Source organism: Pelosinus fermentans DSM 17108, from assembly GCF_000271485.2.
Lineage (GTDB): Bacteria > Bacillota > Negativicutes > DSM-13327 > DSM-13327 > Pelosinus > Pelosinus fermentans.
Genome location: NZ_AKVN02000001.1, coordinates 159648 through 171342 on the forward strand (window position 1 = coordinate 159648; position 11695 = coordinate 171342).

Sequence of the window (11695 nt, forward strand, 5' to 3'; positions counted from 1 at the left end):
GCCGTAAACAGGCAAAGGATGAGATTTTTCCAAAGAATACTATACACTTACTATTTTTACCCATTTCCTTGGGAATATTTATCTATGGTGAATAATTAATTTACATGGCTATTCTCTAGTAGTAAAACCCAGTAATAATTAATTATTACTGGGTTTTACAATATGTAAACTATCTATCTTTTTAAAGCAATCACAATTTTGCGATAGGGTTCTTCCCCTTCACTGTAAGTAATAATTCGCTGATCATCTTGAAGAGCCATATGAATAATTTTTCGTTCGTTAGGACTCATCGGTTCCAACACTACTTTTTCTCCACGACGCTTTACAGAATCAGCCAAACGAGCAGCCAAACGATTTAACGTATCTGTGCGACGCTGACGATAATCTTCCACATCAAGAATAATACGCACCTTACCATCAATATCACGATTTGCTGTCAAATTAGTTAAATACTGCAGCGCGTCTAAGGTCTGACCATGTTTACCAATCAGTATGCCTAAATCATTGCCTCGAATATTAAAACCAATAGAATCTTCTTTTCCTACTCTTTCAATCTGTACCTCTAATTTCATTAAATCAAAAACAGTTTTCAAAAATTCATGAGCCACTTGTACCGGATCAATTGGCTTAATCGTCACTCTCACTTTAGCAGGCTTACTGCCAATAAAGCCAAATAAACCTTTACTGGGCGCTTCTAACACTTCATACTCGATGCGGTCTTCTCCAACTTGAAGTTCATTTAAAGCCAGTCGTACCGCTTCTTCAACGGTTTTACCTGTCATATCCACAGAAGTCATCGTGTTAATCAGCCTCCTTATTTTTGAGCTTCACCACGGTACATCCACCACTGTTGAACAATTTGGAATGCATTACTCATTACCCAGTACAATACAAGTCCGGCAGGAAAAGTAATACTAATATAGCCTATAAATAATGGCATAAAAGTCATCATCATTTTTGCCTGTTGATTCATATCAGTGCTTGTCTGTTTTTGTTGAATATAAGTAGTAGCTGCTGATAGTACAGGTAAAATATACAAAGGATCAGGATGAGACAAATTAGCAATCCATAAAAAGCTAGGTATTTGCGCATATTGATAATCGCGAATGGCAAAGAAAATTCCCATAAGTATAGGCATCTGAACCAATAAAGGTAAACAGCCTGATAATGGATTGACCCCTGACTCTTTATATAAAAGTGCCATTTCCTTATTTAATTTCTCAGGGTTTCCTTTGTATTTTTCTTGTAATTCTTTCATTTTAGGCTGTAAATCCTGCATAGCCTTCATACCTTTAACTTGTTTTACAGTTAAAGGGTATAATAGCAACTTTATGATTAAAGTTACCAAAATAATAGCTATACCATAATTAGGTATACCAATGCTAGCTGTCATATCATAGAAAAAAGTTAATATATGCTGCAATAATGCAATAGCCGAATCAAACAGAGCCAATATCTCACGTCCTCAATACTAATTTGTGACAACATCAATTGTAATCTTGAATCGAATCTTATATATCAAACAGGATCATATCCGCCAGGATGAAAGGGATGACAGCGCAAAATACGCCGCACAGCCATAATACCCCCACGGAAAATCCCATATTTCTCAATTGCCTGTAATGCATACTCTGAACAAGTCGGCACAAAACGGCAAGTAGGCGGTTTGAGCGGTGAAATAAATAAACGATAACCTTTAATCATCATTATAACTATTTTTTTCATGATCAACTACCTACTTAGCCAAAATTTTTGCCTTTTCACACAAATGAATAAACGCTTTACGAACAGCTGTAGAATTTGAGCTTACTGCAGCTTGTCTGCCAACTAATAGCAAATCAATTCCATTAATTAACTTATGCTGGTTTAAACGATAGGAGTCCCGCAAAAGACGTTTTACACGATTGCGTACTACCGCACCACCCAACCTTTTACCCGCAGCAAATCCTACTCGACGAACAACACTATTAGTAGACAGCACATAAAGTACTATCATTCGATTAGCATATGATTTGCCGGCTTTATATACAGCTTGGAAATTTTTATTTTTGTGTAGAATCCCTTGCTTAGATAACTTATATATCACAGTTTATCATCCCGCCATATGGAAAATAGGCCTGTTCTGGCGCCCTACTACGCAGATAACTTCTTTCTGCTTCTAGCACGTCTTCTTTTAAGGACTAATTGACCACCTCTGGTTTTCATACGCTCACGGAAACCATGGGTTCTTTTTTTCCATAAGTTATTTGGTTGATAAGTACGTTTCATTTATTTACACCTCCTTGCTAAAATACCAAAAATATCACGTTAAAATGCCTATATTTTAACACTAAAGATTATAGACTAGCCAAGCCCTCAGTGTCAAGAAATATACTTGTTGATAGTTTCTGAGTATTGTGGATAATTTTGTAGATAAAAGGTCCTATTTGATAAAAATCTGTTGATAACTTATATAGTTTTTGATAATATAAAACATGACAAGATATCCACATATTCTTTCTAATCTTATTTTTATCTACATAAAGTAAAAGTTATTCACAAAAACATAGCTTTATGCACACTTTTATCCACACCATTTAATAACTCTATTATACTTGATGAATACAAGACTGCGAAATACTTTTTATTTTGCTGTTGTATTTTTTTTTCGTTAAAACCCTTCTTTTTCAAAATAAGTTATTCACATCTGTTAATAAGTATGTGGATAACTTATTAGACTGTTAATTAAATTTGTTGATAGAGTGATTATAATTCCAATAATCCTTTAACTTGTAGTCTTTATTTTATGTTTGATAAAACATTTTCACTATTATTGTTTTATCTTTTTATATGACTAACCGCATTTTAATTTTTATATTATTTGTATAGCACAGAAAGGATTGAATGTATGGACGATACCCTACAAGCAACAATCGTATGGGAACAGGTATTAAAAAAATTAGAACAAGAATTATCAAAGCTAATGATTGATACTTGGCTAAAACCCACCATCCCCCTAAAACTAACCGATACCACATTAGAAATTGGAACTCCTAAACAAATCATTAAAGAATGGCTTGAATCCCGCTATCTTCCTATCATTTCCTCTACAGTCCAATATATTACGAATAAACCCTTAACAATAATTTTTATTAATTTAGATATAGATGATGAAACAGCTGCTCCTCCTGCACCCCAAGAAATAACTCCGGTAATTACCCCATCCCAGCTGCTATTAGAACCGGAAATTGACAAAAAACCTGACTTTGTGCAAACGAGTATGTCTACAGCCAAACAACCTCATATCTATAAACCATCTTCTGAATCCGACCAAAATTTTTCCTTAAATCAAAATCCAGCAGAAGAATCAATGGCAATCTTAAATCCTAAATATATTTTTGAAACTTTTGTTATTGGTAATTCTAACCGTTTAGCCCATGCTGCATCCTTAGCCGTTGCCGAAGCACCAGCCAATGCATATAATCCTTTTTTTGTATATGGTGGTGTTGGACTAGGAAAAACCCATCTTATGCACGCCATTGGTCACCGTATTTTGAAAAATCATCCACATTTGAAATTGCTTTATATCTCTAGTGAAAAATTCACCAATGAGTTGATTAATTCCATTAGAGATGGTAATCCTGAAAGTTTTCGTCAAAAATATCGTAATATTGACGTCCTCTTAGTTGACGATATTCAATTTTTAGCAAAAAAAGAACATACTCAGGAAGAATTTTTCCATACTTTTAATACATTACATGAAGCAAATAAACAGATTATCATGTCAAGCGATCGACCGCCCCGCGAGATTCAAACTTTAGAAGACCGACTGCGATCCCGTTTTGAAATGGGTCTGATTACTGACATTCAACCTCCAGATTTAGAAACACGAATTGCTATTTTACGTAAAAAAGCAATTATGGAACATTTAAATGTATCCAATGACGTTATGGTATATATCGCAAGCCGTATTGATAATAATATTCGGGAACTAGAAGGAGCATTAATTAGAGTAATGGCTTATGCTTCCCTAACAAACCAGAATATTGATATCGATCTGGCAACAGAAGCATTAAAAGATATTTTCCCTCATGGCAAGCCTAAGCAAATTACGGTAGAGCTGATTCAAGAAACCATTGCTTCTTACTTCAAATTAAAAATTGATGAATTACTGGCTAAAAAACGGACCCGCAATGTTGCATACCCCAGACAGATTGCCATGTATTTATCCAGAGAACTAACAGAGACTTCACTTCCGAGACTTGGAGAAATGTTCGGCGGACGCGATCACACAACAGTGATTCATGCTTATGACAAAATCAGTCGTGAACGTAACGCAGATATTAAATTAAGCAACACAATTAAGGAGTTAATTAAACGAATTGAGAATACTTAATATCTTTATTTGCTTATATGTCACAAAAAGCGCCATTTTACTCACACTATTCACTCTTTCTTTGGCGATAGGTGTATAACTCTGTTAGTAACAGCAGGATTAGCCTGTACATTATTTGTTGATAATTTATGAACAGTAAAAAGCTGTGGATTTGTGGATAACCCCTATAGTACTTACTGACACGTTATTAACAAGCGTTTTTTATTGTGCATAAGGCAATTTTAGAGTTATTAACATATCTACACCCCCTACTACTATTACGACTATTTTATTAATATATATATTATTTAGTATTAATATACCGAATGGAGGACTAAAAATGAAAATCTCCTGCACAAAGGAGCAATTAAACCACGCTGTACAAACAGTACAAAAAGCTCTTGCCACTAAAACTCCAATGCCTATTTTGACAGGTATCTATTTGTCTGCCTTTGATGAAAAATTAGAACTACAAGCAACAAATTATGAAATTGGCATTAGCTGCATCATTGAAGCTACAATTGAAGAACCAGGTACAGTAGTAATCTCTGGACGGTATTTTCAAGAGTTGGTTCGTAAATTACCAGGAGAAATGATCGAAATTTCTTCAAGTCTGGAAGACAGAACCATTCAAATAACCTCGAATCAAGCTCAATTTAATTTATTAAGCTTGCCAGCAGAAGAATTTCCTGTATTAAAAAAGCCAACGAGCGATACTGTGATAAATGTTAAAGATAATATATTAAGAGAACTGATCAAGAAGACTGTTTTTGCCTGCTCTACTGATGAATCCCGTCCCATTTTTACTGGCGGTTTACTTGAAATTAATCAGCATGAGGTAAATATGGTAGCTACCAATACCCATCGCTTAGCAATAAAAAAAGACCATCTTGGTCATAATACAGATAGCATTAAAATGATTATTCCTGCTAAGATATTGAATGAATTAGCACGCATCATGATTTCTGATGTTCCTATGGATGTAACAATTTATTGTCAAAAGAATCAAGTATCCTTTGCCTTTGACAATATCTATATTATTTCTCGCCTGATTGAAGGACAATTTCCCGACTATAATAAAGTAATTCCCCCTAGTTTTGCTACTACCATCACAATTGATACTCACGCATTTATGGATGCAGTAGAACGTGTCTCCTTATTAGCAAGAGATGGCGATTATAATATTATTAAATTGGCTTTTAAAAATGATTGTGTTATTATTACATCTAACAACCCTGATATCGGTAAAGCATGTGAAACAGTAACAACAATCGTTCAGGGTAATGAAGTTGAAATTGCTTTTAATGCAAAGTATGTTACGGATATTTTAAAAAATATTAGCAGTGAGCAACTCGTATTCTCTTTGAATACGCCTCTTAGTCCTGCAAGTATAAAACCGATTGATGATGAAACTTACAACTATATCATTACGCCTGTGAGGACAAACTAAATGGAAGAAATAGGGATAAATACAGCTACCATTCAGCTGGATCAATTTTTAAAATGGGCAGGGATTATTGAATCTGGTGGACAAGTTAAATTATTGATTGAAGACGGTCTTGTCTTTATTAATGGTGCCCAAATTCATGAACGACGCAAAAAGATACTACCTGGTGATATAATTGAAATTACAGATATTGGAAAATGGAAAGTAACGACTGAATAAAAGGTGTTACCATGAAAGTTAATAAAATAATTCTGAGAAACATTCGAAATTATGTAAATCTTTCCTTAGATTTTACCCAAGGGATTAATATATTTATTGGGCAAAATGCACAAGGAAAGACCAATATCCTAGAATCTATTTATTATGGCGCAATGGGACGCTCTCATCGTACGAATGTAGATGCTGAGCTGATTCGCTGGCAGCAGGAAGATGGCAGTATTACAATTGAATTTTCCCGCATGAATATTGAAAATAGCTTGGTCATGAAGCTGAGCAACAGTCAAAAAAAAGAAATCATATCAAATCATTATGCAATAAAACCTCGGGAACTCATTGGTTTACTGAATGTTGTATTATTTTCTCCTGAAGATTTAATGTTAATAAAAGGGATGCCTGCTATGCGTAGGCGTTTTTTAGATATAGAGATTTCACAAGCAAATCCAAGCTATTATCAGCAGCTATTAAAATATAATCGCATCGTATCCCAACGAAATAATTTGTTAAAAAAAATCAGAGAAAATAAAGATAAACCTGATATGTTAGATGCTTGGGATGAACAGTTAGCTGTTGCAGCTAGTAAAATCGTTACAAAAAGACAAGAGGCAGTTAAGAAATTAGCTATGCTTGCGAATTTAATGCATCGGAAAATAACTGCAAGTAAAGAGAATTTGACTCTTGTGTATCATAAGCATGAAATTACCGAAACGGGAGCTGAAAATCTGATAAAAGAATATAAGGCTAAATTTGTGCAGCAGCGACAAAACGATATTTGGCGTGGCAGCACAAGTATCGGACCTCATAAAGATGATCTAATTCTCACAGTGAATGGTATAAATTTAAGAACATTTGGCTCCCAAGGTCAACAACGTACAGGAGTTTTGTCATTAAAATTAGCAGAGTTGGAATTTATTAAATCAGAAACTGGAGAATATCCCATTTTGTTACTGGATGATGTGATGAGTGAATTGGATGCAACACGCCGAGAACATTTATTAGTTTTTATCAAAGATCGTGTCCAAACCATCATTACGGCCACGGAAGAAAAATATTTTCCAGATTGGGAATTTGGAAAATATTTTCATGTAGAAAATGGTACTATAGTGGAGTGATTGCTATGCAAAAAATGAAAGATATAGTATCGAATACGATCAGAAATTTAGGCTTGCAGAAGCCATACAACGACCAATCTGTTATTGTACATTGGTCAGAAATCGTCGGTGATGATATTGCTGCCAATGCATACGCTCGTTCTGTTCAGCAAGGAACGCTAATGGTTAGTGTGAATAGTTCTGTATGGTCTCATCATTTATCCATGATGAAAGAAAGCATTATTGATAAAATAAATCAATTTATTGGCTATAAACTTATTTTTGATATTCGTTTTCAAGCAGGATATTTTAGTAATTCCCAGAATGAAGAAGATACTGCTATAAATGCAATACCTAATATAAAATATCAATTAAGTAAGGTTAAATTAGATGAATATGATGTACAAACTATGCAGGAAACCAGTAATCATATAAGTGATAAATACTTAAAGCAAAAAATATTGCGCATTATGCGTAAGGATTTTGCTTTAAAAAAAATAAAAAAACAGCATAACTGGCACCAGTGTGCCAGTTGTACTGTTTTATGTCCGCCGGAAGAAACCTATTGTACTGCTTGCACACTTAATAAAAAGCAAAAATTACTGTATACTATTATAAATACTCTAAAAGAAATACCATGGATACGTTATGCTGAATTATATGAACATATTACTTGTACAGAAGAGGAATTTCAGCAAGCTAAATATACATTAACTGCATTCATTAGCCGGGATATCCAAGAAGGAGATAATGATAAATTTAAAATAATGAGTTTTATAATGCTAACTACAGGAGCTAAGATTGAAGCTGTAAATGATGCAATTATCAATAAAACCTTAGAAAAATTCAGGAGGAAAAAGTAATGTTTTTACACCTGGGAGCCGATATGGTCGTTCCTTTGCGTGATGTTATTTCTATTACTGATCTAAAATCAAAACGATCAGGTATTAATAAAGAATTTATTAAGAAAATGCGCGATGAGAAAAAGGTTTTTGATGTTTCAGAAAATGATCCCAAGAGTTTTATTATTACTACGAATAAAGTATATCTATCTGCTATTTCATCTTTAACATTAAAGAAAAGGGCAATTGATTTTCATATCTATGAAAATATTTAAGATTGTTTATATAAATTTGTTTTATAACACTCTATGAGTTGATTTTAAGTTGGAGGTTAGCAATGAGTAATGAGGAAGAAGTTTTAGGAAATGGTAATTATGGAGCGGAACAAATACAAGTATTAGAGGGTTTGGAAGCTGTCCGTAAACGTCCAGGAATGTATATTGGCAGTACTTCAGCCAGAGGATTGCATCATCTGGTTTATGAAGTGGTTGATAATAGTATTGATGAAGCGTTAGCTGGATATTGTGATAAAGTAGATGTAACAATTTGCCAAGATAATAGTATTATTGTGTCGGATAATGGTCGTGGTATTCCTGTAGGTATGCATGAAACTGGCAAACCAGCGGTAGAGGTAGTGTTAACAGTACTGCATGCAGGGGGTAAATTTGGCGGCGGTGGCTATAAAGTTTCCGGCGGACTTCATGGAGTAGGCATATCGGTAGTAAATGCTCTTAGTACATATTTAGATATAGAAGTGAAAGTGGATGGAAAAATTCATCAAATTGGCTTTGAACGCGGTTATACTGCTAAGCCTTTAACGATTGTTGGGGATACAGAAGAAACAGGGACCACAGTTAAATTTAAACCTGATGCTGAAATCTTTGAAGATTTAGTGTATAGTTACGATACCTTAAAGCAGCGTTTAAGGGAATTAGCCTTTTTGAACAAAGGAATTACTATTAATTTAACCGATGAACGTACGGAAACCCATGAAGTTTTTTTCTATGAAGGCGGTATCTGTTCTTTTGTGGATCATTTAAATAAAAATAAGACAGTATTGCATACGAATCCTATTTTTGTAGTGGGAAAACGAGATACTAATGTTGTGGAGATTGCCCTGCAATATAATGAAAGTTATGTAGAAAATATTTTTAGTTTTGTTAATAATATTAATACTCAAGAAGGTGGTACTCACCTTAGCGGCTTTAAGATTGCATTAACAAGAACAGTTAATGATTATGCCCGTAAATTAAATATATTAAAAGATAATGATGAAAATCTAAGTGGTGAAGATGTTCGGGAAGGTCTAACTGCAGTTATTAGTTTAAAAATTGAGGAGCCGCAATTTGAAGGACAAACCAAAACAAAGCTAGGTAATAGTGATGTTAGAGGGATTGTAGATAGTATTGTTTCTGACAAATTAAGTGAGTTCTTCGAAGAGAATCCAGCGGTTACTAAAAAGATTATTGAGAAATCTGTTATGTCAGCTCGGGCTAGAGATGCAGCCCGTAAGGCCAGAGAATTGACTCGCAGAAAAAATGCATTGGAGATCAGCTCTTTACCTGGGAAATTGGCAGATTGCTCAATGAAAGATCCCATGCAGACAGAAATCTATCTAGTTGAAGGCGATTCAGCAGGTGGTTCAGCCAAACAAGGACGGGATCGCCGATTCCAAGCTATATTGCCTTTGCGTGGTAAAATATTAAATGTTGAGAAAGCTCGTTTGGATAAGATACTCAATAGTGACGAAATTAGAGTTATGATTACTGCCTTTGGTAACGGCATTGCAGAAGATTTTGATTTAGAGAAAAGCCGCTATGGCAAAATTATTATCATGACAGATGCTGATGTTGATGGTGCTCATATCCGTACCTTGTTATTGACGTTTTTTTATCGTTATATGAAGCCTCTCATTGAAGCAGGTCGTATTTATATCGCTCAACCGCCTTTATATTTAGTGAAAAAGGGACGTGAGAGCTGGTATTTATACAGTGATGATGAAATGAGTAAATTATTAGCTCGTATTGGCAAAGACAATATTAATGTACAGCGTTATAAAGGTCTTGGTGAAATGAATCCTGATCAATTATGGGAAACTACCATGAACCCTGAAGGAAGAACTCTGCTGCAAGTCGAGTTAGGGGATGCTATGGCTGCTGATGAGATGTTTACCATTCTCATGGGTGATAAGGTAGAGCCTAGGCGTAAGTTCATTGAAGATCATGCCCATGATGTACGAAATTTGGATACATGATAGGTAAGTAAAAATAAGGAAGGCCGATTATCTGTAATTAGATAATCAGCCTTCCTACTTTTAAAGTAATTGTTCTTGGGTTACGTTGTAAGGAGGAGTCTTATGCGCATTGTAGTGATTGATGGACAAGGCGGCGGTATGGGAAAAGTTATTATTGAAAAAATAAGAAAAGAATTTAAAGAGGAAATTGATATTTTGGCGTTAGGTACAAATGCACTGGCAACTTCAGCTATGCTGAAAGCAGGAGCAAATGAAGGTGCTACCGGAGAAAATGCAATTGTACATAATTGTAAGGATATTGATTGTATAATAGGATCATTGAGTATTATTATGGCAAATTCAATGCTTGGAGAACTTACGCCGAAAATGGCAGAAGTGATAACGACTAGTAAGGCGCGAAAGATATTAATACCCTTATATCGCGGGAATATTGATATTATTGGATTAAAAACAGAGCCGCTGCCTCATTTAGTAGATGGTGTACTGCTTGAAATTAAAAAGCATTTAGGAGGGGATAAAACATGTGCGAAGCTAACGTTTATGTAATGAATAAAAATGTGGAAGAATTACTCTTAGAAAGAGTCGATACCATTATTCCTAAGGATAGGGAAATCTATCTTGAAAATATTTTTGGTGAACGTAAAACCATAGAAGCCCGTATTAAAGAATTACACTTAGTGGATCATAAAATTATCCTAGAGCGCTTTGAAAAAGGATAATAAAAAAAGTGCTGAAACGCGAAGATGCGAAGAAATGCAAAAGACACGAAGTATTGTGGACATTTTATTCTTCCTATTCTTCGTGTCTTCGCGGTTCAAAAATTTTTTATCCTATCTATTTTTTCCCTATGGTTCCATTCTGTTTTAAATTATAATATGCATAAGCGGCTAGAATTTTTAGATCTAGCCGCTTATGCATATTATAATTTATACTTTTTTAGTACAAGGATAAGAGGATAACCGATGGCAAAGACAATAATTGCTTCACTAAATCCAATGGATAATATTGTAAACCAGAAGGGCATAGCATATAATATAGAAAGATAGCCGCCAACAATAAATGCATTGACGATAATTGGGGATACATATGCCCAGATCGTACTTCTAAATCGATAGGTAAGCCAAGCTGCAATGAGTGTGGCCAGACTACCGCCAAATATATCCCAAACACCCAGCCCACCAAAGATATTAGCAATTAAAGTGCCGATAAATAAACCGTAGATCGCTTCAGGATAAAGAATGGGCAGTACAGTTAGCGCTTCACTAAGCCGAAATTGTAAAGGGCCATAAGAAATGGGTGCTAGTGCATATGTAATGCTTATATATAAAGCGGCAATCATAGTAGCACGTAGAATAAAATGGGTATTCATAAAGACCTCCATTGATAATAGATTGAATTTTAATTATAGTATATGGAGTTAAAATAAACCAGAAAAGTTTCGTTAAAGACAAATATAGAATAAAAACAAACATATGTTCCTAAAAAAATTGT

The 11695-nt window shown here is 34.6% G+C and carries 15 protein-coding genes; 9 read left to right on the forward strand and 6 right to left on the reverse strand.

Features of this window, described 5'->3' with window-relative positions:
* Positions 1-173: 173 nt before the first annotated feature.
* The 5 genes from jag to rpmH all read right to left on the reverse strand — a co-directional run bounded on the left by jag (position 174) and on the right by rpmH (position 2268).
* Positions 174-797, reverse strand: coding sequence for an RNA-binding cell elongation regulator Jag/EloR (gene jag, locus FR7_RS00750; protein ID WP_007936122.1), 624 nt, complete (start codon positions 795-797; stop codon positions 174-176).
* 17 nt (positions 798-814) lie between these two features.
* Positions 815-1453 carry a YidC/Oxa1 family membrane protein insertase gene (locus FR7_RS00755; protein ID WP_007936124.1) on the reverse strand — a complete coding sequence of 213 codons (639 nt, stop codon included), beginning with the start codon at positions 1451-1453 and terminating at the stop codon, positions 815-817.
* 65 nt (positions 1454-1518) lie between these two features.
* On the reverse strand, positions 1519-1725 hold the full coding sequence (gene yidD / locus FR7_RS00760) for a membrane protein insertion efficiency factor YidD (RefSeq protein WP_007936126.1): 207 nt from the start codon (positions 1723-1725) through the stop codon (positions 1519-1521).
* Between the two features lie 10 nt (positions 1726-1735).
* Positions 1736-2086, reverse strand: coding sequence for a ribonuclease P protein component (gene rnpA / locus FR7_RS00765; RefSeq protein ID WP_007936127.1), 351 nt, complete (start codon positions 2084-2086; stop codon positions 1736-1738).
* Between the two features lie 47 nt (positions 2087-2133).
* The gene (gene rpmH, locus FR7_RS00770) at positions 2134-2268 is read right to left on the reverse strand and encodes a 50S ribosomal protein L34 (protein ID WP_007936133.1); all 135 of its coding nucleotides are present in this window, start codon (positions 2266-2268) and stop codon (positions 2134-2136) included.
* Between the two features lie 619 nt (positions 2269-2887).
* Between rpmH and dnaA the strand changes: the two genes are divergently transcribed.
* The 9 genes from dnaA to FR7_RS00815 all read left to right on the forward strand — a co-directional run bounded on the left by dnaA (position 2888) and on the right by FR7_RS00815 (position 10923).
* Positions 2888-4375, forward strand: coding sequence for a chromosomal replication initiator protein DnaA (gene dnaA, locus FR7_RS00775; protein ID WP_007936134.1), 1488 nt, complete (start codon positions 2888-2890; stop codon positions 4373-4375).
* Positions 4376-4694: 319 nt separating this feature from the next.
* Positions 4695-5804, forward strand: a complete 1110-nt coding sequence (gene dnaN / locus FR7_RS00780; protein ID WP_007936135.1) for a DNA polymerase III subunit beta — start codon at positions 4695-4697, stop codon at positions 5802-5804.
* Positions 5805-6020 carry an RNA-binding S4 domain-containing protein gene (locus tag FR7_RS00785; RefSeq protein WP_007936136.1) on the forward strand — a complete coding sequence of 72 codons (216 nt, stop codon included), beginning with the start codon at positions 5805-5807 and terminating at the stop codon, positions 6018-6020.
* 11 nt (positions 6021-6031) lie between these two features.
* Positions 6032-7129 (forward strand): DNA replication/repair protein RecF, encoded by a 1098-nt coding sequence (recF, locus tag FR7_RS00790; RefSeq protein ID WP_007936137.1) that lies wholly within the window; start codon positions 6032-6034, stop codon positions 7127-7129.
* 5 nt (positions 7130-7134) lie between these two features.
* On the forward strand, positions 7135-7971 hold the full coding sequence (locus FR7_RS00795) for a DciA family protein (RefSeq protein WP_007936138.1): 837 nt from the start codon (positions 7135-7137) through the stop codon (positions 7969-7971).
* Positions 7971-8225 (forward strand): extracellular matrix regulator RemB, encoded by a 255-nt coding sequence (gene remB / locus FR7_RS00800; RefSeq protein WP_007936139.1) that lies wholly within the window; start codon positions 7971-7973, stop codon positions 8223-8225. The genes FR7_RS00795 and remB overlap by 1 nt, the downstream gene beginning before the upstream one ends.
* Before the next feature lie 62 nt (positions 8226-8287).
* The gene (gene gyrB, locus FR7_RS00805) at positions 8288-10204 is read left to right on the forward strand and encodes a DNA topoisomerase (ATP-hydrolyzing) subunit B (protein ID WP_007936140.1); all 1917 of its coding nucleotides are present in this window, start codon (positions 8288-8290) and stop codon (positions 10202-10204) included.
* 102 nt (positions 10205-10306) lie between these two features.
* Positions 10307-10750 (forward strand): DUF3842 family protein, encoded by a 444-nt coding sequence (locus FR7_RS00810; protein ID WP_007936141.1) that lies wholly within the window; start codon positions 10307-10309, stop codon positions 10748-10750.
* Positions 10750-10923: a CooT family nickel-binding protein gene (locus FR7_RS00815; RefSeq protein ID WP_237769477.1), complete on the forward strand. Its 174-nt coding sequence runs from the start codon at positions 10750-10752 to the stop codon at positions 10921-10923. The genes FR7_RS00810 and FR7_RS00815 overlap by 1 nt, the downstream gene beginning before the upstream one ends.
* A 200-nt stretch (positions 10924-11123) precedes the next feature.
* On the opposite strand, the gene FR7_RS00820 is transcribed toward FR7_RS00815, so the two are convergent.
* The gene (locus FR7_RS00820) at positions 11124-11573 is read right to left on the reverse strand and encodes a QueT transporter family protein (RefSeq protein ID WP_007936144.1); all 450 of its coding nucleotides are present in this window, start codon (positions 11571-11573) and stop codon (positions 11124-11126) included.
* Positions 11574-11695: the final 122 nt, after the last annotated feature.